The following is a 24,917-nucleotide window of genomic DNA, read 5'->3' as shown; positions in this document are numbered from 1 at the left end:
TTAACCCCCTAATGCAATTTTCAAAAGAGAAAAAATAATGATACCACCTACGAGAAAACAAAATAAAATATTTAACGTCAAAAAGAATATCCGAAAACCTTCACGTGGAATATAATCTTCAATCACCACCTGCATACCAAGTTTCATATGATAAAGGACCGAAAAAGTCATCAATCCCATCAAAATAGCAACAATAGGATGTGCAAGCCGTGCACGCACAATACTATAATCCTTGCCCACAAGCGAAAGAATAAGAACAATAAAAAATATCAAAAGTGGTAGATTGATAAACCCTGTCAAACGTTCTAGCCAAAAATGCTCTGTTCCTTCATGAGCACTGCCACGCCCCCGTACTTTTCCAAGTTCCGTTCGAAAATCTTTTTTCATATCTCTTTTCACCCCCAGCTAAACAACGGTATATCCAATAATCCAAATCGCAAAAGTAACAATAAGAGAAATAAACACTGTCGCCCACGCAGTGACTGTTGCCTTTTCTTTTGCCAAAAGGCAAGGCTTCAGATCCCAAACAATGTGGCGAACACCACCAACCATGTGATGAACCCCTGCCAAAGTATAAAGAAACAAAATACACAATCCAAACCAAGAACTATAAATCTCATGAACTGTTCTAAATGTCTCCTCGCCACACGCAATAGCAATTAACCAAACAGCAAGAAAAACCGTTCCAACATAAAGTGCCATACCCGTAATGCGGTGTGCAATAGACATGGCCATAGTAATTGTCCAACGATAAATGCTTATATGAGGGGAACGAGGGCGCTCTTTTATCCTAGTTGTCTCTATCATAAAATATCCTGACCTGGTTTATCATAAAATATCCTGACCTGGTTTTTGCAACCGCAATGAACGAAAAAGTTCGCGCAAAACGACTAAACATACTCTCTCGTTTTTACTTGTTTGGCATCTCAAGATACCGATATTACAGGTCGGTTGTCTCAAATAACGGATTAAAGGTCACGCATAAAAAAACCGATTACTCCCCGGATATGATCCGCAAAACTCGCCTTAATCTAATACACTTTTATCTTCACGTCAAAGGTCTAAAATATTTTCCAAATATAAACAGACATTTTTTCAGATTAAACTTATCCTTTTGAGTATCCACGATATATGCAATAGTCTCTTAAACTGCACCCATGATTAAGAATAAAAAGAGGGAAAATTGATAGATTAAACATTTTTATGTCTCCTCCAAGCCTTTTAAAAGGCAAAACGAATCAAGAAAGACACAAATAAGCGGCATAAAAGCCGCTTTTGCATAAAGTTTAGCCGATATAATCTTTACTCAGAAACTTGCTTTTCAACATCTGTACTTACGGCTGCTGCTTCTACTTTCTCAACAACCTTTTCAGCTTTTTTCCGATAATCTCTCTTTTCAGCGATACGCGCAGCTTTACCTCTCAAGCCACGCAGATAATAGAGTTTTGCACGGCGCACTTTACCACGGCGCACCAGCTCAACACCTTCAATCAAAGGAGAAAAAACAGGAAATACCCTCTCCACCCCTTCACCGTAAGAAATCTTGCGTACTGTAAAGGTCTCATTCAACCCACCACCTGAACGTGCAATACAAACACCTTCATAAGCCTGAACACGCGTCCGTGTACCTTCTGTCACACGCACCATAACACGGACTGTATCTCCTGGCTGAAATGCTGGAAATTGGCGCTTTTCTTCAATTTTTGCACATTGTTCAGCTTCAAGCTGTGCGATAATATTCATTTCTTTTATCCTTCACGTTCTTTATCGAACAGTCAGAGCGCTCAACTCTTACCAAAAAAGCCTTTATTAAGAATAAGGAGCTCTTTAGGCTATGTCTTACACAGGAGCGAATACACCATTCCTTCATTTTAATTTTGGAACTACAGAAAACCTTTTATAAAAAACTCTCTAAAAAGAGAGCCATGCAATACACCACCTTATCATATGAATCAAGTTTTCTGATGATTTTTATCATAACGCGCATAAAGATCAGGGCGACGTTGACGTGTTAACAATTCGGCTTGGCTTTGACGCCAATCTGCGATCGCTTTGTGATGACCTGAGAGCAATACAGGCGGAATACCCCGCCCTTCGAAAAGAGAAGGGCGTGTATATTGCGGATGTTCCAGCAAGCCATTTTCAAAACTTTCACACCTTGCAGAAGCTGCATTCCCCATCACTCCGGGCAGAAGACGTATAATAGCATCTAAGATAACCAATGCGGCTGTTTCACCCCCTGAAAGAATATAATCACCAATAGAAATTTCTTCTAATTCTCGTGCTTCTATGACTCGCTCATCAACCCCTTCAAAACGTCCACAAACTAACGTCACACCCGTATCACGAGCCAAGCTATGCGCGTAAGCTTGGTCAAAAGGGCGTCCACGTGGACTCATCAACAATCTTGGCGAATCCTGTGGACAGCAATCAAGAGCAGCCGCCAATACATCCGCCCGCATTACCATACCAGCTCCCCCACCAGCAGGTTTATCATCAACGCTATGGTGTTTGTCTAAAGCAAAATCCCTAATCTGTACCGTCTCCAGTGACCAAATTCCACGCTCTAAAGCTTGCCCTGCTAAAGAATACCCTAAAAAACCAGGAAACATTTCAGGATAAAGGGTTAAAACGCGCGCCTGAAATTTCATTTTATTTCTTATCCTTATTTTCTTAAACAGATTCTATAATAGCAAAAATAGCACAAACAAGACTTTTAACGCCATAGCGTTAATCTGAGTCTCCTTGATCTGCGCCATATTCAATACGATCCTTCTAAATACTTACACTAAAAAAAGACTCTAAAAATTCAGGACTATTTCGAAATAAAGTGCTTACAATATCTGCTCAAAAGAGCATTTTTAATATTTTCACACATTCCACTTTTTATTGACGAAATTCATCTGTTGTTTTTTACCTTCATCTTTATTTTTAGATTCAAGCTATTTCCTTTTTATCATTTTCTCCTCTATCGCTAAAACCAGCTGCCATGGGATCAACAACAAGAAAACCAGAGTCCATACAAATTTCTGGTACCGCCGCCTTACTAAAGGGAATAAGAACTCTTTTACCCGTATTCAAACGTATTTCAAGCAAATCACCAGCCCCGAAATTAAAAAAACCACATACCTCACCTAAGATTTTTCCCCCACAATCTTGGACACACAAACCTATTAAATCGACTTGATAAAACTCATCCTCCATCAAATCATCAATTAATTGATCACGCATCACATAAAGGCGAATACCATTTAAAGACTCAGCAGTATTACGATTTTCTATCCCTTTAAAACGTACAATCGCCTTATTTTTTTGCATGCGAAGAGTTACAATGTCATAAGAACGCCCCATATCATCATAAAGAGTACCATAAGACTTGAAACGCTGGGGATCAGCACTTAAAATTCTAACAAAAACATCCCCTTTTACACCATGAGGCGTACCAATAATGGCAAGATAGACTTTATTTTTAAGCTTTTCTTTATTATACTTCATGCAAAAATATTATCTCTCAAAAATGAACCCTTCAATCTTATAGTTTTCTATTCAATCTTGTTGCCATATGAGACAATCTTCTAAAAGACCTTTCTTGGTAACAAAAACAAATTAATAAAGGAGAAAGTCTTATGGCAAATATTATGCTATTTTACAAAGATATCACACCAATCAACAAAATTTCCCATAAAAATCTAAAATTTGCTCCTCCAAGTGATATGTCTTTTGCCAAGGATACTCATTGGGTTCCTTTAGCAAGTACTGAATATTTTCAAGCAGCACTAGACTATCCTATTTTATTTATGTGCGCTGAAGATGAACAAAAAAAACGGCACTACACATCCGCAGCTCTTGTCGGTCTTTCTAATGACGAAAATGACTATATCGCTTCTGATAAAAGTTGGAAAAACAATACTTATGTTCCTGCTTTTGTCCGCCGCTACCCTTTTGTTTTAGCACAAATTAGCAATGAAAAAGAACTTTCTGTGTGCTTTGATCAACAGTCCGGTATGTTTAATGAAGTTGCAGGAACAGAACTTTTTAATTCCGATGGCTCTATTTCTCCTTTTATGGAAGAACGTATTCGCTTTCTTGAAAGTTTTAAAATCGCTATGGAGAAAACCTCTGAGTTTATTGATGCTCTTGTAGAAATGGATCTTCTAAGCCAAAAATCCATCAATGTGAAAAACGATAAAGGTCTCTCAGCGCAATTGGAACATTTTTGGGTTGTTGATGAAGAAAAATTGAATAAATTATCAGCAAGCCAACTTGCCAAACTTCATAAAAATGGCTTTTTAGGATTAATTTTTGCGCATTTGATGTCAACGCACAATCTTTTGAAAATACTCTCTCTCAAAGGTGAAAAGCAGCTTATCAATCGTGAAGAGAAACCCCAAAACAAGAATGGTCATTCTAACGATGAAAAATCTAAAAAGAAAGAAACTCTCAACTAGATAATGCCTATCAAAAACGACAAGAGAAAAGATGAAAATATTCCTCTCATTCCAGCAGACCATGCAATTTTAAACGCAAGGAAAAATTGGTTAGAGTGTCTTACCCAAACACGTCGTATGTCAGCACAAACAGTGCAAGCCTATGAACGTGATACGCGGCAATTTTTGTCTTTTCTCTGTCAACACTTAAGCCATACACCAACCCTTACAGATCTTGCTCATTTACGCGTTAGTGACTTGCGTGCTTATCTTGCTTATCGGCGAACAAATAATGTAAGTGCTCGTTCTTTAAGCCGCGGAGTAGCAGGCATCCGTTCTTTTTTCAAATACTTATCACGTGAAGGAATCGTCAATGTTCCCGCAGCTCAACTTATCCGAAGCCCCAAACACCCCAAATCGCTCCCAAAATCTTTAGCGATAAAATCAGCACTTCACATAGTCAAACAAGAAAATCAACTGGAAAATGAACCTTGGATTACCGCGCGTAATGCTGCTGTCCTCATGCTTCTTTATGGCTGTGGAATGCGAATATCAGAAGCCTTAAGCCTCACACCAGAACAATTTTCTGATCCTGAAAAAACAAGTTTATTTATAACTGGAAAAGGAGGCAAAACACGCCTTGTTCCCCTCATAAAAATTGTTTACGAAGCCGTACAAAATTATCTTCAATGCTGCCCATATCCTTTAATAGACAACCAACCCATGTTTCGTGGTGCGCGGGGTGGTCCCCTACAGCCTGCCATTATTCAAAAAGCTGTCCGTAATTTACGTGCAAGCCTTGGTTTACCAGAAACTGCAACGCCTCATACACTGCGCCATTCTTTTGCCACCCATCTTTTATCACGGGGGGGAGATTTGCGCACCATTCAAGAACTTCTTGGGCACGCTAGTCTTTCCACCACACAAATCTATACCCACGTCGATACAGACCATTTGTTAAAAATCTATCAAAAGGCCCATCCCCGTTCCTAAAAACGTCTCATCAAAAAATTAGAGTGTTTCAACCTCAAGTGCCAAAGCGTGAACACAAGTAGCAAGCTCTTCTTTTAAAACTTGATAAATCGCTCGATGTATTTCTACACGCGTCATATTGGAAAAAGAAGAAGATAAAATTTTCACCCGAAAATGTGTTTCTCCTTTACCATCAAAAGCATGTTCATCATGAGGATGTCCCTCATGAAGATGACTTTCGTTAATCACTTCCAGTTTCTGCGGATGAAAAGCATCCTGAAGCTTTCTGTTGATGATTGTTTCTATAGACATTTTTCATTCCTCAAACAAAATGAACGTGCAAAAATACACCTTTTTCATAATAGAATAAGTGTGAAAACAAATTTTTCAAAAGTCAATTCTTGTAAAATTAATCAATTTTGCATAAACCAATAATATGACAATAACATCTAAATTATTCGATTCAATTCGCATAAGCTCAAATAAAAAACAAAAAGCTGAGCCAGAAGCACAACAGTGTCAGTGGGAAGGTTGTGAAAAAACAGGGTCCCATAAAGCACCAGCAGGTCGAAATCACGAAGGACAATATTTATATTTTTGTATTGAACACGTACGCGCCTATAATAAAAATTTTAATTACTTCTCTGGTCTTAGCAATAAAGATATCGCAAAATTTCAAAAGGATGCTCTCACAGGACATCGTCCGACATGGCCTACAGATCTGAGCAATGGTACATCGAAAAAAACAGCCGCGAATTATGCAAAGATTCGCTCTGGAACAGCGGCCTATCAAAATCGCATGCGCGATCCCTTCACGCTTTTTACTGGGCAGCATTCAAGCAATAAGTTTTCACGAAAATTAAAGCCCTTAGAAGCAAAAGCTTTTGATACACTGGGACTACAGGCAAACGCTTCAGCAGAAGACATCAAAATGAAATATAAAGAGTTGGTAAAAAAGCACCATCCTGATTCCAATGGTGGTAATCGTGCTTCAGAAGAGCGCTTTCGTGATGTTTTACATGCTTACAATTTGCTAAAAAAGTCTGGTTTGTGCTGAAAATATGCGCTTATATGAGTCTATTTTCATTTAGACCATCATTATTTGCGCAAAATGTTACTTTTTTTTGCAAAACATTATAGAATACGTAAAAAAATCTTTCTTTAATATCTAAGGCTCTCATTATAGAGCATTGCATAAATACTTTAACTCTTGTATCGTTTCTAATGAATAAATAGCGTCCTCTCCCTTCCAGAAACATAATGACAAATCTTACCGTTGAAAATTTGCCCGATATTACACTTTGTGCTCGCGATCTATTTCATATTGAAACAGATCTGAAAGTCCCTGCTTTTAGCACAAAAAGTCCCCATGTTCCTGATATTGATCCTGATTATCTTTTTGATCAGCAAACAACTTTAGCGATTCTCGCAGGTTTTACCTTTAACCGCCGTGTAATGGTTTCTGGCTATCACGGTACAGGGAAATCAACGCATATTGAACAAGTTGCTGCACGTCTTAACTGGCCTTGTCTTCGCATTAATCTCGATAGTCATGTAAGTCGTATCGATCTTGTAGGAAAAGATGCTATCGTTTTAAAAGATGGCTTACAAATCACTGAATTTAAAGAGGGCATTTTGCCATGGGCTTATCAAAATAATATTGCTCTTGTTTTCGACGAATATGATGCGGGGCGTCCCGATGTTATGTTTGTCATTCAACGCGTTCTTGAAACTTCTGGAAAACTAAGCTTACTTGATCAAAGCCGTGTCATCTCTCCACATCCAGCGTTTCGTCTTTTTGCAACAGCAAATACCGTTGGTCTTGGCGATACAACCGGTCTTTATCATGGTACCCAACAAATTAATCAAGCTCAAATGGACCGCTGGTCTATTGTTACGATACTCAATTATTTACCCCATGATAAAGAGGTTAATATCATTTGTTCAAAGGTCAAATCCTTTCAAACGACTGAAGGAAAAAAGATAATTTCACAAATGGTTCATGTTGCTGATATGGTACGCCAATCTTTTATCAATGGAGATCTTTCAACTGTCATGAGTCCACGTACCGTCATTACTTGGGCAGAAAATACAACAATTTTTCAAGATGTCAGCTTTGCCTTCCGATTAACCTTTCTCAATAAATGTGATGAACTCGAACGTGCCACTGTTGCAGAATTTTATCAACGCGCCTTTGGACAAGAGCTTCCCGAATCACTCATTCATGGTGTTTCGCCTTAAGGAATCTGTCACTCATGGCTACCGATATTGGTGACAACAAAAATCCAGCAAAAGATTCTTCCAACAACACTCTTAATACTGAAGCTTTTAAAAAAACACTTTCCACCTGTATGCGTGCGATTGCAGGCACAAACAACCTTGAAGTTTCCTTTAGTCATAACCGACCATCTTTGAGCGAAAGTTGTGCACGTTTACCAGAATTACCTCAATACGCAACGAATAAAGACATCACCATTACCCGCGGATTAGGTGATTCCATGGCTCTTCGCAAAGCATGGCATGACAACCGCATTCACATGCAATTTGCTCCACTAGAATCAGAAGCACGTGCTGTCTTTGATGCTCTCGAACAAACACGTGTGGAAGCAATTGGCACGTTAACCATGGAGGGGCTTGCAAAAAATCTTGATGTCATGCTCGCCGATAAATACAAGAGAGCCCATTATCACAAGATTAGCAACCAAAGTGAGGCTCCCATCCAAGAAGCGATTGCACTTTTATTGCGTGAAAAAGTAACAAAGCGCCCTGCCCCAAAAGAAGCGGGCCCTGTTTTAGAATTGTGGCGTCAAGAACTCGAACAAAAAGCCGCAGCAGAGCTTAATGAACTTACACATCATATTTACAACCAACAGGCTTTTGCACAAATCGTTCGCCAAATGCTTGTTACACTCAAAATGACAGTACAACAGGGTGAAGCTTCTAACAGTGAAAACAATAAAAAATTAAAAAACGAATATGAACCTCAAGACCAAGCAGAAGAAGAGAGTAAAAACAAAAAACACGCTCAAAGTGAAGAACAAACCAGCACTGAACAAGAAAGTGATGTGCAAGACGACGGAAAAACACAAGCGACACAATCAAACAACAATGATCAAGCTGACGGCGAGCAAAAAAATGGACCTTGGCAAGAAAAGCCGCACAAACCCAAACACCTTTTTTCCGATTCGGAACAAATGCAAAAACTCGGCAATTATAAAATCTTCACCCGTCAATTTGATGAAATTTTGGAAGCAACAGATTTTTGTTCTGAAAACGAGTTAGATAACTTACGCCGTTCTCTTGATAAGCAAATCAATCATCTCCAAAACATCGTTGGACGTTTAGCAAACCGTCTCCAGCGCCGCTTGATGGCGCAACAAAATCGCAATTGGAAATTTGACCTTGAAGAAGGATATCTTGATACAGCACGACTTCCACGCCTTATTATCGACCCAACACAACCCCTTTCTTTTAAAATAGAAAGTAATACCCAATTTCGAGACACGGTTGTTTCACTCCTCATTGATAATTCTGGTTCAATGCGCGGACGCCCCATTAGCGTTGCTGCAAGTTGTGCCGATATTTTGGCACAAACTCTTGAACGTTGTGGTGTCAAAGTTGAAATTTTAGGTTTTACCACTAAAACTTGGAAAGGAGGAAAATCACGCGAACAATGGCTTGCCCAAAACAACCCCCATAATCCTGGACGTCTTAATGATTTATGCCATATCATCTATAAAAGTGCTGATACCCCATGGCGTCGCGCACGACGCAATTTAGGTTTGATGATGCAAGAAGGATTATTAAAAGAAAATATTGATGGAGAAGCTTTGATTTGGGCACATCAACGCCTTTTATTACGGCGTGAACAACGTCGCATTCTTATGGTCATTTCTGATGGTGCTCCTGTTGACGATTCAACACTATCGGTCAACTCCAGCAATTATCTAGAAAAACATTTACGTGCAGTGATTCAAGAAATCCAAACCCATTCCCCCATCGAACTCATTGCCATTGGAATTGGTCATGACGTCACACGTTATTATCAACGTGCTGTAACAATTATGAATGCTGAAGAACTTGCCGACGCTATAACAAAACAATTAGAAGTACTTTTTAGTGATAAAAGTCCTCATAGTTATAAGAAATAAGCCTTCCTTGAATCAACAACGATTACATTTTAAAAAATTATTTCTATCATTAAACCATCGGAATTTTATGGCTAAAAACCTGAGAAGATAATCCCACAAATTGAATATCAAACTTTAAGGAAGGCTTCTACTTTACTGGATGCATTATGAATTCTAAAAGAAATGCTCCAACCATCTTCAAAAATTATAATGAGTTTGTTTTTACTTTCCGGTTTTATTGCAACGGATAAGTTTTACTTGGAATTCTCCATTTACGTCCATATCCCAAAGTGCCTTTCAAATTAAAAGACTGAATAATCACCCGTTTTTGTCTCGATCTTGTGTTATTTCGTTATATTTAAATATTGAAATACACGTATATAGAAAAATATCTCCACTAGACATAGCTTTAAAATGCTGCTCTCACAGAAAATATAATGCCTATACTTTCACCTTCAGTAACACAAAATGATAAAATTCGTATTTATTATACGCAAAAGAAGCATCATCCAAAGAGGATGTTTTAAATACTAAGAATTATTTTATAAAAGAATCAGCATAAATGGATTCATAACGATTTTTCGGCAAAATTGCTAAAAGCAAATGACAAGCAAAACTGACACTCCATAACCATTCCAAAACAGTCACTCTCCACGAGTGAATGATCAACATAAGCTCCCATCTCATTAATAAAAGCAAAAACCTTTACTCACATAAAATATAAGAAAAACACGAAAAAAAGAATATTGCTTCATTCACGAAAAAAGCACACACCATTATATATCTTATCCGCACTCTTACATTCTTCCTTGCTTCCAAGCCGATTTCACGACAGTACCCATATATAGCATAATGTAGAATCCGGAATCATCCTTTACGCTTTACAAGCAAAAAGCCAACAGCAGAAACCTATTTTCAAGCTTCCAATATTTTAAGGTCAATCAGTATACTTCCAGCGTCTAATATTGCACTTTTATTGCATTAAAGCTCTTCATAAGAAGTATTTCCTTTTCAAATGGCGTTGTCTCCACGCCAATTTCTCTTGTAACATAGACAAATAAATAATTTTTATTCACTCAATAATAAGAGTATTTAAAACGCGTAAAAGTTTATGATATTGGACTTTTTCACTCAAATGAAAAACATAATTATCATTTTAATCTATTAATGAAAATAAGTTATAATTTTTTTCACCTTAAACCGCTCGTAAAAAGTATATTTAGCCCCTTCTCAAACAATTTTATTCACATTGCCTTCTTGTGAGATACAAACAAATGACTCTATTTCTTCCTCACAAGAGAGTTTTGAAAGAAGAAAAGTATTTTGTGTTAGAGTTCTTACTTAAGTTGGTAAATGATAAAGTATCATTATAAATAACTTGCCATACTAAATATAGCGTACAATTTTCTTGGCTTCAGGAAAACAAAAAGGCTATTATTTGTTACAAACAAAAGAGGAAGCATCCTTTGAATGCCCTCGATAAAGAGGAAGCTTTATAATGTTAAGAATTGTCCCATAAGGAATCAACATCAACAGGCTCATAACAATTTTTACCGAAAAATCACCAAAAGCAAGTGAGAGCCAAACTGGCATGCCTATCCCTCCCAAAACAGTACTCTCCACTAGAGAACTATCAGCATAGCCTGTTATCCTATCAAGAACGGCAAAAAAGCTAGAAAAAGCAAGAGAAAAAAACAGCACTGTATCCAAAGCCGAACCAACCAATGCTGCTGCTAAAGGTGCTTTCCACCATGTTTTACGTCGCAACGGAGTAAAAACAATAATATCAAGGAGTTGCCCAAATAAAAATGCCAGACTAGAGGCAATTGCAAGCCGTGGGGTCGCCAATACCCAAGAAACAAAGACACCCGCAAAAAAACCAGCATAAACCACACGCCGCGCAGCAGATGGACCATAAAAACGATTGGTCAAATCATTAATCAGAAAAGCAAATGGATAGGTAAAAGCCCCATAAGTCAACAGCTCATTCAAATCAAACCAATAGACAGGATATTGAACTAAAATATTAGAAGCCGTGACAGCAAGGCACATTGCAAAAATAGAAAAAACAACATACCTTTTTCTTTGCTGTTCTAATAAAAGACCGCTTGAAGACATTTTTTTTAACCTGGGGTATGGAACCAATAAAACAGAGCGATCAAAAAGAAAAAAGCCAAAAACAATAACGCTGAAAATTACGCTGCTTGCTCAGCTTTTTTTTCACCTTCTTGCTCAGATTTCTTCTTAATGATTTGGCGTTTTAACAAACGCGCACGTTGTGACAACTCTTTATCGTCTGCTTTCATTAAAAAAACATCAAGACCACCGCGGTGCTCAACAGAACGCAACGCACTTGCAGAAATGCGCAAGCGATAACTTTGCTGTAACACTTCTGAAATCAATGTCACATTGCAAAGATTTGGTAAAAAACGACGCCGAGTCTTATTATTTGCATGGCTAACATTATTACCATACAGAACCGTCTTCCCTGTCAATTCACATGCACGAGACATAAACTTCACCCTTAAAACTCTAAGAAACTTTCAAATCCCTATACCCAAAGGATAGAATGAACGTAAAGCACGCACAACACTACCTCGAACGGGCACCATTGGGAAGTTTCTTTCTAATAGGGGGTCGACAACAAAAGGTCAAGTCTTTTATAAAACCTTTTTCATCTCTTATGGGAGCATTTTTCATCTTTTTCTGCAATAAGGCGTACAAAATGTTTTTTTAAAGTCACACCATGTTAGAATGAAAGCTTATTGTCCTGAAAGGAAATATAAATCATGAGTAAACAAGAGTCCCCCATGACAAAGCTTCAAGAAAATCCTAACCGTTTTTCTTCTTTTTTGTTTGGAACTTTATGTATTTGTTTTTTTCTTCTCTTCAGTGCATTAGGTATATGGCAAGTACAACGGTTAAACTGGAAAACAAATCTTATCACCAGTACCAATCAGCGCATTCATTTGCCCCCCATAAAAGCCCCCCCCAAAAATCAATGGGCAGATGTTACTTTTGAAAAATATGAATATCAACCTGTTGTTATCACGGGAAAATTTTTAACAGATAAAAATATTTTGGTCACGGCTACCGCTCAAAATACTACGGGATATTGGGTTTTGACTCCTTTACAAACCACTAATGACAATGCATTGACCTTTATCAACCGTGGTTTTATCCCCATGGATGAACGTAACAATTTTCAAAACTCAGAGCAATTGGATACAAATGCCTCATCTCAGCAACATTCTACCACGGACACAGAACAAACAACGATCATAGGTTTATTACGCATGAGTGAAAAAAATGGATTTTTTCCACGCAAAAATAATCCTGACAAAAATTTATGGTATACGCGCGATCTCCCCGCTATGGCACAAAAACTTGGTTTGTCCACTGTTGCCCCTTATTTCATTGATGCCGGAAAAAAAACAACCCCACAAGCAAACCTTCCCATTGCTGGTCTTACGATTATCCATTTTCGAAATAATCATCTCGTTTATGCAATCACGTGGTTTATTTTAGCTGCTGGTGTGTTAGGAGGTTTTCTTTTTCTGCTACGGCAAAAAAACTAAAAAAATACCTCTTCCATCTCAAGTAACAAAAATTTTTAGAATCTTGAAAACTGATAAAGAGAATAAAAGCTACCAACTTGCGCCTTTGTTAAATTAAAGATCATAGGCATACAATGAACTTTATACCATCCACAAAAGATTTACGCCACACTCTTAAAAAGAATTGTCATAACGCTTTTGAAAAACATAAAGTCAAATTTAAAAATAATAGGAAAGATAGTCACCCATTTTTGCCTTTATAATTTTATATTCTTGCTTCATTAGATTATTTCCCATTTCAGAGATTACTCCAATTGATATATGCAATACTTTCGCCTTCATCTAGTATAAAGGCTAATATAGCAGAGAACATACGGATGCATTTTTGTTTCAAAACTGCTATGAAGGTGAGATGTTGAGTTATAAGCAACAAAAAAACATTTAATGTCTCAATGAGACTTTTATACCTATCATCACACCTCAAATGAGAGGTTTTTACAGAATAATAGAAAAAGGTGAGTCATCCTATATTCTAAAAAGACAGTTTATCCTTTCAATGTATTTTGCTAAAGGCTTATGCTATAAACGTATAAGCTTGTTTTACTAGAATTTTAACTCTTTCATTTTTAAGGCTGCTGTTATGGGTGTTGTTGCCAAAAATTTTCCCATACCTGATCTTCATCAGGTTCGTCGTGTTCTCTTTTCTGTGTCTGATAAAACGGGTGTGGTTGCTTTTGCACAAGCTCTTAACGCTACTTACAATGTTGAATTAATTTCAACAGGAGGAACAGCCAAAACCCTCATAGCGGCTGGTTTACCCGTAAAAGATGTTGCTGAAGTTACCGGATTTCCTGAAATAATGGATGGGCGTGTTAAAACACTCCACCCTTTGATTCATGGTGCTTTGTTAGGGGTAAGAGAAGACCCTAGCCATAAAGATGCTATGGAAAAGAACAACATTCATGGAATTGATCTTTTAGTTGTGAATCTTTATCCTTTTGAAGAGACAGCCCAATCCGGCGCCGACAATCAAACAATTCTTGAAAATATTGATATCGGCGGACCGGCAATGATTCGCGCAGCGGCAAAAAATTATGCTTATACCGGTGTTGTAACAGCGATAAACGACTATGATTCGATTCTAGCTGAATTAAAGCAGCATAATGGATGTTTAAGCTTATCTATGCGTCATCAGCTAGCAATGCGCGCTTATGCACACACCGCTGCTTATGATACGGCAATAGCATCGTGGTTTGCACGGGATTTAGAAATTGAAACTCCATCGTGGCAGAGTTTTTCTGGTCATCTTGAAAGTGTTATGCGCTATGGAGAAAATCCACATCAACAGGCAGCATTTTATCGCAATAATGAAAAACGTTTTGGTATTGCAACAGCAAAACTTTTACAAGGCAAAGCGCTCTCTTATAACAACCTGAATGATACAGATGCAGCCTTTGAACTTGTGGCAGAGTTTGATCCGCAAAAAACCGCTGCTGTCGCTCTTATTAAACACGCCAATCCTTGTGGTGTTGCGGAAGGAGAAAATTTGAAAGAAGCTTATTTGAAAGCTCTTATGTGTGATAATGTATCGGCATTTGGTGGAATTGTTGCTTTAAATCAGCCCCTTGATGAAGAATGTGCTGAAGAGATTGTTAAAATTTTTACAGAAGTGATTATTGCTCCTGATGCCACAATGGCGGCACGTGAAATTATTGCCAAGAAAAAAAATCTTCGTTTGCTTATTACAGGTGGAGTTCCTGATCCACGTTGTGGAGGACTTCTTGCTAAAACATTAGCGGGAGGCATTTTAGTGCAATCACGTGATAACGTGGTAGTCGATGATCTTAAATTGCAAGTAGTGACAAAGCGGACCCCAACTCAAGATGAAATGCGTGATCTTCAATTTGCTTTTCGTGTAGCAAAGCACGTTAAATCGAATGCTATTGTGTACGCGAAAAATAGTGCAACAGTTGGAATTGGAGCTGGACAAATGAGCCGCATCGATTCAGCCAAAATTGCTGCAAGTAAAGCAGCAGAAAGTGCGCAAAGAGCAGGCTTAACAGAAACTCTCACAAAAGGATCTGTTGTTGCATCAGATGCATTTTTTCCTTTTGCAGATGGTTTATTAGCAGCAGCTGAAGCAGGGGCAACAGCAGTTATTCAACCAGGAGGCTCCATGCGTGATGAAGAAGTTATCGCCGCTGCTGATGCACAGGGGTTAGCGATGGTTTTTACAGGAACACGTCACTTCCGCCATTAATAATTTTGCTGCTTTTCTTTTCGTATGAAACAAAGGTTTCAAGGACTTTTTCATAATTATCGTATGACTATTGATAACTGTTGAAATGGAAGCAGTTATTCAATCCAAAGAATCTACACGTGAAGAAGTTTATCACCGCAGAAAATGCACATAATTTAGCCATTGGTTAGGGATAAGATGTTCTTGTTGATATTTTTAATGGTTACCCTTTCGCATGAGGAAAATGTTAAAGGGATATTATCTTGTATGTAGATGCATACCTGCTATGATATTATAACACAACTCTTTTTAGTAATATACTCTATTCTTAAACTAAAGAGTGTAATGAAAAGTTTGAGTAGAGGATATGAATATTCTACGTTTTTATAGTAATTGGCGCCGTTATCGTCGAACCGTTAATGCGTTAAGTCGTCTTTCAACATATGAACTCAGCGATCTTGGAATTTGTCGAGGTGATATTGATTCAATTGCACGACGTTATTCGCGTAAATCTTTATGAAAGTTGTTTGAGATATTTGAGAGAATGCTTTGCTATGAAAAAGCATGCATTTTGTGGTTTGTTATTATGACTTCATTTTTAGTATAGTAACAAAGAGCAGAAGAGTTGTTTTTCTTGGCCATTGCTGTGTATCATTTCTCGAATTTTCGGTGCTTCTGTGATATACAACTTTTGATTTATAATAATAATTTAGCGTTATTCATATTAAATGAGAACCCCGAACACCGTAAGATTCTTCCATTTCAAATTTATGTATGTTGAATCAACCAAAACCATTCGCCTGCACGTTACAAGCGGGGGGAGCTGTATGGATAAAAGCTCTTAAGAGAAGGCTAAAAATGCCTCTTATGAACCATCTCTAGTGCCAAGAGCTTGTTACAAACATTGGACACTGATCAATAGTGTGATAGTGCTGAGCTGCTCCTTCATAAGCGTAAAGATGGGGGTGCTTAATGGATTTACCGTTATACCTATCACGGGCATCGTCGCAAAATAGGCTTGGAAGCGTTAAGGGATTTTTCTTTAAAATAAGTCCGTGAACATACAATACAATAGCGCTCTGTTTTTCGTGAAGAGCGTAATCCTATTAATGCAACTCTCTCAGAGAGAAATATTGATCCCAACAGCACACTTAAGAACTTATTGAAGATAAGCAACGGCTTAATTTTCTCTCCATATCTTTAAAGGATCAAAATCCTTAACTAGTACTCATCTGTCAACAATGGTCTTTCAAAAATCTTTTTTTCTGAAGCCAATCCCTTTTAGCATCACCTCATGAAACTCTATGAGCAAACCTTGCCTAAAAACATCCAACCCATACTCCAAAAAAATGCTTCGTGTATAAAATTGATATGATCTTCAAATTTTGAGAATATTACTACAATAAACAATAATGTTTTGCGACACACAAGATAAAACGCAATATACTATGGGTTGGAACAATGTTCTAATTTTTTATCAAACGCTTTACGGATAAAACGCCAACGAACTTTTTCCTGAAATGCAGGACGAAAATATAAAACAATCTGTTGTGTCCGTTGTGGACCTGTTAATTCTGCAAAATCAATCGAATCTTCAAGACAAATATCTGCGTCAGGCGATATAAAATACCATACTTGTTCGCTCTTCACGTTCTCGTTCTTTACGGCTAAACACACACGTTTGCCATCGTAGTTAACTTCAACTTGTGGATGAAGATGAAACCGAACAGCAACATGATTTTGTTCATTTTGCACACTCTTGTGTCTCTTTCCCCCTTTATTTGGCATAAAAAATCGATCAAAACCTTCGATCGTATCTCCATTTGTCGCCAAAATAAGACCACGCTCATGAATAAGATTAAAGGGTCTCACATAACCATTATGACTCGCAATAAAACCCGTCTTCTCTGAATCCTCTATACGGCATACTTGAACATCTGTTGGTCCATCAAACAAAAATGGCGCGCCATTTTTATTTTTATAATAAAAAGCACCCACTGAACAATCATTAAGCGTAGCTGTTGAATGTGCTGCAGTAACACGCCCTAAATGTCGATAATCTTCCCTCCCATCAGGATTAATACCGGTATTGATAATAAAACGGTGCCCTTGTGAAGACATTTCAAAAGACAAACATCCCGAACAAGCCTGCTGTGCTACAGAGCGGGGTGGAAACTTTCCTGTATCTGCAAGCACTGTTGTTTGATTGGCTTTTAAGCGCTGAAATCCTGAATAACGGGCATAACTAAAAGGATTCCCTCCTGTTTCATCAAGCTCCAAAAGTGATGATAAACGTTCCGACACAAGGGGACCAACCCCATTAAAATGGGCCAACGTTTGATCCTCATGGATAAAGAATCGTAAAGCTGGCAACATACGCTCAACAGAATCAATCAAAATACGAGGTGCCGTTTCATTGCTACGCATAAAAAGATGCCGTAACGACAATAAATCCGATAACAAATTCAGCAAAATAACAGGACTACGGGAAATATGCCCACCATCAACTAGGATTTGACGGGAAAGCTCCTCTATAAGCGTCGTTTGTACCTTTTTTTTCACTGCCACAGAAACAGGCAAAGCAAGAGAGGCGAATGTCAAAGCCACTGCTGCTTGTAAACGTTGATCATTGTGCTCCATACTACAAATTGTCACGCGCAAATAACGAAATTGCAAACCAAGTGCACGTAAAAAGCGTTTTTCAAACCGCTCACTTGCGCCTTCTAACAACATTTTCGAATGACAAATCCATGAAATCAAGCGCCGCGCCACAACAGGACCACTCCAAGCAAGCCCTTTTACCTTCTTGCCAGTATGATCAAACCAATCTTCTAAAAGAGAGCGTGCATGTGCAGAAGCTAAATTACTTTCTGCTACCTCCATATGGCGCAACCAATGAAAATCATGTAGAGCCGCTTCCCATTCTAGCGTTGGTGGAACCAATGAAAACGGCGAAACAGCACCAGAATGAACAATGTGACCAGCAAAAGCAAAACGACCATGATAAAATTCATGCGCCATCATTGGATCAGCTACATGCAAATCCATGGGATGCGCTAAAATTTTATGAGGACGAAACCCTGAAAACCGCCAACGAAACAATGGTCCAACCCATAAACGCCGCATAACATTCTGTATCGTATCGATACAGTCTGCCACTTTTACCTGAGTAGCTTTTACCGCAACCGCCAAAATTTCATCTCCATTTATGCTGAATCAAATACAATTTCGACCATTTTTGTAAATGAAGCGTTAATTAAGCAATTTTTCGTAAGCGCGCAGCAAAAAAACCATCCATTCCTAAAAATACGGTTTTCTCAGCATCAAAATTTTTATGACAAAAATCCGCAGGCGTTGTCCGTAACATCCCCCCACAAAGCAAATGTTCCAATGCTCCCATTTCCTCTGGATAAATAGGGTCTAAAACAATGTCATTGCGTATCGATAAAATTTTCTCAATAAGATCTTCACCTTCTTCTCTTGCCAATGAACAATTGGAAAAAACAATACGTCCCCCTTCCTTTACCAAAGAAATTGCTGCGACAAGCAAATCATATTGCAACGCCGCTAACTTGACGATATCATCTCTCGATTTCGTCCATAAAATATCTGGATGACGACGGATTGTTCCTGTAGAAGAACAAGGGGCATCAAGAAGAACTGCATCAAAAAGCTGTGTGGGATGGAAGTTTTTCACATCGCCCTGCCAAATGTGAGCTGAAAAATGAAGCCGTTCCATATTTTCTTTTAAACGCTTGACGCGGTTAGCAGAAAGCTCAATTGCAGTCACCTCTGCCTCCTGCAAAGCCAATTGTGCTGTTTTTCCCCCAGGGCTCGCACAAAGATCAGCAACGCGTTTACCCCGAATACTCCCAAATAAACAAGCAGGCAAGGCTGCAGCAAAATCTTGAACCCACCAAGACCCTTCACGATAGCCAGGTAAATCAGAAACAGAACACTCCAAACGATTCAATCGAACAGAACCATTGGGCAACGCAACACCGCCAAGTCTTTCAGCCCATCCAACGCTATCAGATTTCACTGTCAAATCGAGAGGGGGTTCCATACTTTGAATTGCTATAATCTGATGTGCCTTTTCTGTTCCATAAGCTGACACTAAAAGCTGTCCAAACCACGCTGGAACACCTTCAATGGTAGGAACTTGTTGGCGTAAAAGCTCTGCCTCACGCGCAACATTGCGCAAAAGAGCATTCACAACTCCTGAAAAACGATGCATACGAGGATCAAGTTTTGCCACACGTACAGCTAAATCAATAGCCGCATGATCAGGAATATCAAGATAAAGAATTTGTGCGACACTGATATGCAAAAGATGCTGAAGTGAAAGTGCTTGTGAAGGCAAAGGACGTGCCAAAAAGCGTGAGAAAGCCGCTATAATCTGCCCTCGATGACGTAATGAAGCTATCAAAATAGCCCGACACAACAAACGATCTCGTTGTGAAAGTTTTAAATAGTGTGGATGTCCGTGTTCATTATCCGTCAAACCAGAAAGAGGCGTACACTTATCAACCACCGCCCCTAAAAGGCGCACACACACCTGCCGAACAGCTAATCCTGGAACATTTTTTTCAGACACATGCCCCGCTTTTTTGTGTTTCAAAACACCACCTTTATATTACTGCTTCCTTAAAAACTCCCTCAATAACTCTATCAACGAGATCTTTTTGAATTTTCATAACGAAGCCAAGAAGGACGTTTTGTAACACGCTGAAAAGAAATGTTTTCTTGCTCATCTAATGCATGAGCCTGACCACTATGAAAATCTCCATAGTTCATCCCGCTGCTTTTTTCATGTATAGCGTCTTCTTTATTCCAGCCCACACTTTTGGCAAGAGCCCCTTTCATCTCTTCTGCTTGCCGATAAAGAGCAGCAATACGATTTGCAGTTGCTGGATGTGTCGAAAAAAGACTATCGGCTCCCTCACCGCTCAAAGGATTAATAATAAACAGATGCGCGGTTGCTGGATTATGCTCTGCTTCTTCATTATATACCCCACGTCCCCCATCAGCAATCTTACGCAATGCGGAAGCCAACCATAAAGGATTACCACATATTTCAGCCCCTCTCCGATCCGCAGCATATTCCCGTGTACGGCTAATCGCCATTTGCACCAGCATCGCTGCAAAAGGAGCCACGAGCAAGGCAATAAATCCTCCAATTGCCCCAGCGCCATGAGAATCTTCTGAAGAGTTGCGCGGTCCTCCCATAAAGAAAGCAAAATTACCAAGCATTGAAATGGCTCCTGCAATCGTTGCGGTTAGAGTCATTGTTAATGTATCACGATGCTCAATATGTGCGAGCTCATGCGCCATAACGCCGGCAATTTCCTCCGAATTCAACCGCTTTAACAATCCAGTACTTGCAGCAACAGCTGCATTTTGCGGATTACGTCCCGTTGCAAAAGCGTTTGGCTGTGGATTCTCAATAACATAAACTTTTGGTTGAGGAAGAGAAGCTCTTTGCGCTAAATCACTTACAATTTTATAGTAAACAGGCGCAGAATGCTGATCAACTTCACGCGCCCCGTACATGCGTAAAACGATTTTATCTGAATTCCAATAAGAAAAAAAGTTTAAACCACTTGCCATCAAAAGAGCAATGACCATGCCACCACCCCCTCCAACAAGATAACCAACTCCCATAAAGAGAGCAGTTAAAAAAGCCAAAAGCATAGCTGTACGCATTATATTCATTACTCAAAAAACTCCATGATAAAAGTCAATCAATACTATATGATGGTGTTTTCTTTCTGCTTCTTCAATGGAATAGGTGTAAAATGAATAAAAAAGATGAGAAAACAAGCAAAAAAAATGCAACTGTCATTAAACAGCAATCTCTTTCTCCCGCAGCACAACGCGCCCTTAAAGAAGCTGAAGAAAGACGAAAACGCGCAACAAAAAAAGAACAACCTCTAGAAAACGGCGGACGCGGTGGCAAGGACCCTTCCCGCTATGGAGACTGGGAAATTAAAGGCCGCGCCATTGATTTTTAAAACCATTGATTAAAAAAACCAGTGCGGATTTAAACAAGCAGCTTTTTAAAGAAAATCCGTTTTTGATAGACAAAAACGGATAATATTTATTTTTCTAAAGCTTTTAAAAACACGTTGATTAAACAATCATGCTTCTTATGCTGTAGCAGATTCTGCTTCAGCCGCTGCCTCTGCTTCTTCTGCCGCTTGCTTTGCTGCTGCTATACGTTCTTGTGCTTTTTTACCCGGTTCACCTTTATGTGGATTATTACGAGTTGGACGCTTTTTCAAGCCAGCTGCATCTAAAAACCGTAAAACGCGATCTGTTGGTTGAGCCCCTTGCCCAAGCCAATATTGGATACGTTCTTCATTAAGTTTCACCCTCGGTCCATCTTTAGGCAACATTGGATCCCATGCTCCAACACGTTCAAGAAACCGCCCATCGCGCGGACTACGAACATCTGCAACGACGATATGATAATAAGGACGTTTTTTTGAACCTCCACGGGACAAACGAATTTTCAATGCCATATTTTATCTCCTATTGTCAGCTCTGGCTTTCGTTTAAATTGACTTTTTTTGTTTTTTGCTCTTCAGCAATCACTTCATGATGACTCACAACTTCTTTAATAATAAATTTTAAAAATCTTTCAGCAAAATCAGGATCAAGATGACTATCTATAGCCAATTGCCGCAAACGCGCTACTTGATGTTTCTCCCGTAAAGGATCTACTTTAGGCAAATCATAACGCGCTTTTAAGCGCCCAACAGCTTTCGTACAACGAAAACGCTCTGCTAAGATATGAATCAAAGTTGCATCAAAATTATCAATAGATGCTCGTAAATGTGCTAATTCGTTTAATACTGTTTCCTGCATCATATTCCTTTCCCTCTTTACATCTTATTTTTTCTTAGGATGCTGAGGAAATTTTCCCCTATCGGCAATGCTATTGGAAAGACCAGGAAATATAGGCCCACGCTTGGGAAGTCCAGGCAAAATCTTCCCTCCATTATCATTTTCAATCTGCTTTTGAAGCGTTGAGAATTGCTTCAAATCCATTCCCGATAAATCAGGTATAACTGGAGAATCTCCACTCAAATTCCCCTTGCCTCCAAAACCCATTTTGGAACCAAGGCCTCCCAACATTTTTCCCATCAAACCACTTTTTCCTTTACCACCCATGGCTTTCATCATATCAGCCATTTGGCGATACATCTTCAAAAGTTTATTAATATCAGCCGCTGTCGTACCAGACCCCTTAGCAATTCGTTGTTTGCGGCTATGTTTTAAAAGCTCTGGATTCGCCCGCTCTTTCGGTGTCATAGATGAAATAATGGCCAATTGACGATCAAACAAACGATCATCAAACCCCGCAGCCGCAATCTGCTCTTTGACCTTCCCCATTCCCGGCAACATGCCCATAATACCGCCCATTCCACCCAGTTTTTTCATTTTCTGCAACTGTTCTGCAAGATCATTCAGATCAAATTTTCCGGCTTGCATTTTTTTTGCAAAAGCAGCAGCTTTCTCGTGATCCATTGTTTCTGCCGCTTTTTCAACCAAAGAAACAATATCCCCCATTCCGAGAATACGATCAGCAATACGACTGGGATGAAATTCTTCTAAAGCATCTATTTTTTCACCAGTTCCAATTGCTTTAATTGGTTTACCTGTAACAGCACGCATAGAAAGAGCAGCGCCACCACGCCCATCACTATCCATCCGTGTTAAAATAATCCCCGTAATCCCTACACGCTCATCAAAAGAACGAGCAAGATGAACAGCATCTTGCCCCGTCAAACTATCAGCCACCAACATAATCTCATGAGGAAGGGAACATGCTTTAATTTCAGCCAATTCGAGCATCAAAGCTTCATCAATATGATTACGTCCTGCTGTGTCAAGAATAAGCACGTCATAACCACCCAATTTAGCAGCTTGCACAGCACGTAATGCAATATCAACGGGCAGCTGACCCGCAATAATAGGCAAGCTTGCAAGTTTTGCCTGTTCTCCCAATTGGCGCAATTGCTCCTGTGCAGCGGGACGGCGTGTATCTAATGACGCCATGAGAACTTTTTTATTGTGCTTATCAGTAAAACGTTTTGCAAGCTTTGCTGTTGTGGTTGTTTTTCCCGAACCTTGCAAACCAGTCATCATGATAACAACAGGAGCTGGTGCATTTAAATCACTCAGAACACTTTCATTTCCAAGAATATGAACCAATTCATCATGAACAATTTTAACCACCATTTGGCCTGGTTTAATTGATTTAACGATTTGGGCCCCAACAGCTTTTTCCCGAACTCTATCGGTAAAAGAGCGCACAACATCAAGAGCAACATCAGCTTCCAATAAAGCGCGACGAATTTCACGCAGCGCCTCTACAACATCCTGATCCGATAAAGCGCCACGTCCCGTCAAATGAGACAGGATAGAACCAAGTCGCTCTTGCAAGGATTCAAACATCATTTACCTCATTGTTGCATAACAAACAAACCAAAATAGCATCCGAGAACGCATCGCGCCGTCGGATGTTGACCTCTGAGATCTCTTTATACCCTTAAACCGGGGTCTCAGTCGGTGGCTCCAAGTTAATTTTGTCACTGAAAGCTTGCTCCTTCAAACAATAAAACCCCAGCTTTGTCAAGTTTTATCATAAAATGTCTTTTTATACGAAGAAATAAAAACAACAAATACTATACTTCAAAACTTTCAACTTCAACACGCATAAAACAACCTGTTTCCTGTTCCATGCTCCATAATTTTCCGCTAGAGATATCAAACCAAACCCCATGCAATGTCAAAAAACCTTGATCTTTGCGAAGCTTTATCCATGGAAACGTCTCTAAATTTCTCAACGAATGACGAATAGAAAGCTGCTCTAATGCCGTCTGTTTTTCTGGCCACGACAGCGACTTATTATTCAAAACAATTTCTGCGGCTGGTGCTAAAAGACTGATCCATTGACCGATAAAATCATTTGATAATAAAGATTTATATGTCTCATTAAGAGCAGTACGAATACCTCCACAATGGGCATGACCAAAAACGACAATATGTCTCACCTCAAGCAATTGCACAGCATATTCAAGAGCTGCTGATGTTGCGTGATATTGGTCATCAGGAGAAAAAGGAGGAACCACATTCGCCACGTTGCGCAGGGTGAAAATTTCCCCTGGCTTAGCATCAAAAATCATTTCTGGTACTGCACGCGAATCACAACAAGCAATGACCAAAACTTCAGGTTTTTGCCCCTCAATCACCAATTGCTGATAATCTGCTATTTTATATAAAAAATGATTGTTTATAAAGTTTTGGTAACCACTTAAAAGTCTTTCTGGTAAATGCGCCATTCTTTTTTTACTTTTGCTTCTTTTTTTACTTTCATTTTGTATATTTTAAAAAACAAACTATTAACATACAAAAATACTAAAAATGCCTTTTCCTTGAAGAAAAATATTTCTTTAAAGTACAAAATATTACTAAAAAATAGCAAAAACAAACTCATTCTTTCCAAATAAAGAGCTATTTTCTTTAGGAAGAAGGTGTTACAGTATGTAAAAATATAATGGTCTGCTTTTAACAAAGAGAAGAA

Annotated in this window: 26 protein-coding genes; 9 read left to right on the top strand and 17 right to left on the bottom strand. The window is 38.9% G+C overall.

Annotated features, from left to right (window positions below; translation table 11 throughout):
• The 5 genes from sdhD to rimM all read right to left on the bottom strand — a co-directional run bounded on the left by sdhD (position 1) and on the right by rimM (position 3,495).
• The gene (sdhD, locus tag ACFIM8_RS01220; RefSeq protein WP_375606013.1) at positions 1-387 is read right to left on the bottom strand and encodes a succinate dehydrogenase, hydrophobic membrane anchor protein; all 387 of its coding nucleotides are present in this window, start codon (positions 385-387) and stop codon (positions 1-3) included.
• Positions 388-405: 18 nt separating this feature from the next.
• A complete protein-coding gene (gene sdhC / locus ACFIM8_RS01215) occupies positions 406-807 on the bottom strand; it encodes a succinate dehydrogenase, cytochrome b556 subunit (protein WP_375614369.1) in 402 nt (133 codons plus the stop codon).
• 495 nt (positions 808-1,302) lie between these two features.
• Entirely contained in the window at positions 1,303-1,743 is a 441-nt protein-coding gene (gene rplS / locus ACFIM8_RS01210) for a 50S ribosomal protein L19 (protein WP_375606015.1), read from the bottom strand.
• A 209-nt stretch (positions 1,744-1,952) separates the two neighbouring features.
• Complete coding sequence (gene trmD / locus ACFIM8_RS01205; protein WP_375606016.1) at positions 1,953-2,651, bottom strand: tRNA (guanosine(37)-N1)-methyltransferase TrmD; 699 nt, start codon at positions 2,649-2,651, stop codon at positions 1,953-1,955.
• Between the two features lie 286 nt (positions 2,652-2,937).
• Positions 2,938-3,495 (bottom strand): ribosome maturation factor RimM, encoded by a 558-nt coding sequence (gene rimM / locus ACFIM8_RS01200; RefSeq protein WP_375606017.1) that lies wholly within the window; start codon positions 3,493-3,495, stop codon positions 2,938-2,940.
• A 131-nt stretch (positions 3,496-3,626) separates the two neighbouring features.
• Here rimM and ACFIM8_RS01195 point away from each other — a divergent pair, with 131 nt between their 5' ends.
• Together ACFIM8_RS01195 and ACFIM8_RS01190 are read left to right on the top strand one after the other, a co-directional pair.
• Positions 3,627-4,448: a SapC family protein gene (locus ACFIM8_RS01195; protein WP_375606018.1), complete on the top strand. Its 822-nt coding sequence runs from the start codon at positions 3,627-3,629 to the stop codon at positions 4,446-4,448.
• A gap of 3 nt (positions 4,449-4,451) precedes the next feature.
• On the top strand, positions 4,452-5,420 hold the full coding sequence (locus tag ACFIM8_RS01190; protein WP_375608471.1) for a tyrosine recombinase XerC: 969 nt from the start codon (positions 4,452-4,454) through the stop codon (positions 5,418-5,420).
• An 18-nt stretch (positions 5,421-5,438) separates the two neighbouring features.
• Here ACFIM8_RS01190 and ACFIM8_RS01185 read toward each other — a convergent pair whose 3' ends face one another.
• Positions 5,439-5,711 carry a BolA family protein gene (locus ACFIM8_RS01185; protein WP_375606020.1) on the bottom strand — a complete coding sequence of 91 codons (273 nt, stop codon included), beginning with the start codon at positions 5,709-5,711 and terminating at the stop codon, positions 5,439-5,441.
• Positions 5,712-5,835: 124 nt separating this feature from the next.
• Between ACFIM8_RS01185 and ACFIM8_RS01180 the strand changes: the two genes are divergently transcribed.
• The 3 genes from ACFIM8_RS01180 (at position 5,836) to cobT (ending at position 9,550) form a co-directional block, all read left to right on the top strand.
• Positions 5,836-6,456, top strand: coding sequence for a J domain-containing protein (locus tag ACFIM8_RS01180; RefSeq protein ID WP_375606021.1), 621 nt, complete (start codon positions 5,836-5,838; stop codon positions 6,454-6,456).
• Positions 6,457-6,659: 203 nt separating this feature from the next.
• The gene (cobS, locus tag ACFIM8_RS01175; RefSeq protein ID WP_375614368.1) at positions 6,660-7,640 is read left to right on the top strand and encodes a cobaltochelatase subunit CobS; all 981 of its coding nucleotides are present in this window, start codon (positions 6,660-6,662) and stop codon (positions 7,638-7,640) included.
• A 14-nt stretch (positions 7,641-7,654) separates the two neighbouring features.
• Positions 7,655-9,550: a cobaltochelatase subunit CobT gene (gene cobT / locus ACFIM8_RS01170; RefSeq protein ID WP_375614367.1), complete on the top strand. Its 1,896-nt coding sequence runs from the start codon at positions 7,655-7,657 to the stop codon at positions 9,548-9,550.
• A gap of 107 nt (positions 9,551-9,657) precedes the next feature.
• On the opposite strand, the gene ACFIM8_RS01165 is transcribed toward cobT, so the two are convergent.
• From ACFIM8_RS01165 to rpmB, 4 genes are all read right to left on the bottom strand, one after another.
• A complete protein-coding gene (locus tag ACFIM8_RS01165) occupies positions 9,658-9,768 on the bottom strand; it encodes a HaeIII family restriction endonuclease (protein ID WP_375608480.1) in 111 nt (36 codons plus the stop codon).
• Positions 9,769-10,066: 298 nt separating this feature from the next.
• Positions 10,067-10,201 carry a hypothetical protein gene (locus tag ACFIM8_RS01160; protein ID WP_375614366.1) on the bottom strand — a complete coding sequence of 45 codons (135 nt, stop codon included), beginning with the start codon at positions 10,199-10,201 and terminating at the stop codon, positions 10,067-10,069.
• A 762-nt stretch (positions 10,202-10,963) separates the two neighbouring features.
• Positions 10,964-11,647, bottom strand: coding sequence for a VUT family protein (locus ACFIM8_RS01155; protein WP_375609943.1), 684 nt, complete (start codon positions 11,645-11,647; stop codon positions 10,964-10,966).
• Positions 11,648-11,724: 77 nt separating this feature from the next.
• Positions 11,725-12,042, bottom strand: coding sequence for a 50S ribosomal protein L28 (gene rpmB / locus ACFIM8_RS01150; protein ID WP_375606026.1), 318 nt, complete (start codon positions 12,040-12,042; stop codon positions 11,725-11,727).
• A 276-nt stretch (positions 12,043-12,318) separates the two neighbouring features.
• Here rpmB and ACFIM8_RS01145 point away from each other — a divergent pair, with 276 nt between their 5' ends.
• The 3 genes from ACFIM8_RS01145 to ACFIM8_RS01135 all read left to right on the top strand — a co-directional run bounded on the left by ACFIM8_RS01145 (position 12,319) and on the right by ACFIM8_RS01135 (position 15,845).
• Complete coding sequence (locus tag ACFIM8_RS01145) at positions 12,319-13,107, top strand: SURF1 family protein (protein WP_375614365.1); 789 nt, start codon at positions 12,319-12,321, stop codon at positions 13,105-13,107.
• A gap of 619 nt (positions 13,108-13,726) precedes the next feature.
• Positions 13,727-15,346, top strand: coding sequence for a bifunctional phosphoribosylaminoimidazolecarboxamide formyltransferase/IMP cyclohydrolase (purH, locus tag ACFIM8_RS01140; protein WP_375606028.1), 1,620 nt, complete (start codon positions 13,727-13,729; stop codon positions 15,344-15,346).
• A gap of 346 nt (positions 15,347-15,692) precedes the next feature.
• Positions 15,693-15,845: a DUF1127 domain-containing protein gene (locus ACFIM8_RS01135; RefSeq protein WP_273790070.1), complete on the top strand. Its 153-nt coding sequence runs from the start codon at positions 15,693-15,695 to the stop codon at positions 15,843-15,845.
• A 926-nt stretch (positions 15,846-16,771) separates the two neighbouring features.
• On the opposite strand, the gene ACFIM8_RS01130 is transcribed toward ACFIM8_RS01135, so the two are convergent.
• The 3 genes from ACFIM8_RS01130 to htpX form a co-directional block, all read right to left on the bottom strand.
• The gene (locus ACFIM8_RS01130) at positions 16,772-18,517 is read right to left on the bottom strand and encodes a heparinase II/III family protein (RefSeq protein ID WP_375606029.1); all 1,746 of its coding nucleotides are present in this window, start codon (positions 18,515-18,517) and stop codon (positions 16,772-16,774) included.
• Between the two features lie 64 nt (positions 18,518-18,581).
• Positions 18,582-19,946, bottom strand: a complete 1,365-nt coding sequence (locus ACFIM8_RS01125) for an RsmB/NOP family class I SAM-dependent RNA methyltransferase (RefSeq protein WP_375606030.1) — start codon at positions 19,944-19,946, stop codon at positions 18,582-18,584.
• Between the two features lie 50 nt (positions 19,947-19,996).
• Entirely contained in the window at positions 19,997-21,040 is a 1,044-nt protein-coding gene (htpX, locus tag ACFIM8_RS01120; RefSeq protein ID WP_375614364.1) for a zinc metalloprotease HtpX, read from the bottom strand.
• A gap of 83 nt (positions 21,041-21,123) precedes the next feature.
• On the opposite strand from htpX, the gene ACFIM8_RS01115 reads away from it, so the two are divergent.
• Positions 21,124-21,339: a DUF1674 domain-containing protein gene (locus tag ACFIM8_RS01115; RefSeq protein ID WP_375606032.1), complete on the top strand. Its 216-nt coding sequence runs from the start codon at positions 21,124-21,126 to the stop codon at positions 21,337-21,339.
• A gap of 135 nt (positions 21,340-21,474) precedes the next feature.
• Here the strand turns inward: ACFIM8_RS01115 and rpsP are convergent, their stop codons facing one another.
• The 4 genes from rpsP to ACFIM8_RS01095 all read right to left on the bottom strand — a co-directional run bounded on the left by rpsP (position 21,475) and on the right by ACFIM8_RS01095 (position 24,675).
• Positions 21,475-21,849, bottom strand: coding sequence for a 30S ribosomal protein S16 (gene rpsP, locus ACFIM8_RS01110; protein WP_375606033.1), 375 nt, complete (start codon positions 21,847-21,849; stop codon positions 21,475-21,477).
• A 16-nt stretch (positions 21,850-21,865) separates the two neighbouring features.
• Entirely contained in the window at positions 21,866-22,195 is a 330-nt protein-coding gene (locus ACFIM8_RS01105) for a chorismate mutase (protein WP_375606220.1), read from the bottom strand.
• Positions 22,196-22,219: 24 nt separating this feature from the next.
• Positions 22,220-23,788: a signal recognition particle protein gene (gene ffh / locus ACFIM8_RS01100; protein WP_375614373.1), complete on the bottom strand. Its 1,569-nt coding sequence runs from the start codon at positions 23,786-23,788 to the stop codon at positions 22,220-22,222.
• A 230-nt stretch (positions 23,789-24,018) separates the two neighbouring features.
• Complete coding sequence (locus ACFIM8_RS01095) at positions 24,019-24,675, bottom strand: carbonic anhydrase (RefSeq protein WP_375606034.1); 657 nt, start codon at positions 24,673-24,675, stop codon at positions 24,019-24,021.
• Between the last annotated feature and the right edge of the window lie 242 nt (positions 24,676-24,917).

Source organism: Bartonella sp. AC535YNZD, assembly GCF_042196625.1.
GTDB lineage: Bacteria > Pseudomonadota > Alphaproteobacteria > Rhizobiales > Rhizobiaceae > Bartonella.
The sequence above is the reverse complement of the archived record's forward strand: the minus strand, read 5'-3'. Positions and strand labels throughout refer to the sequence as shown.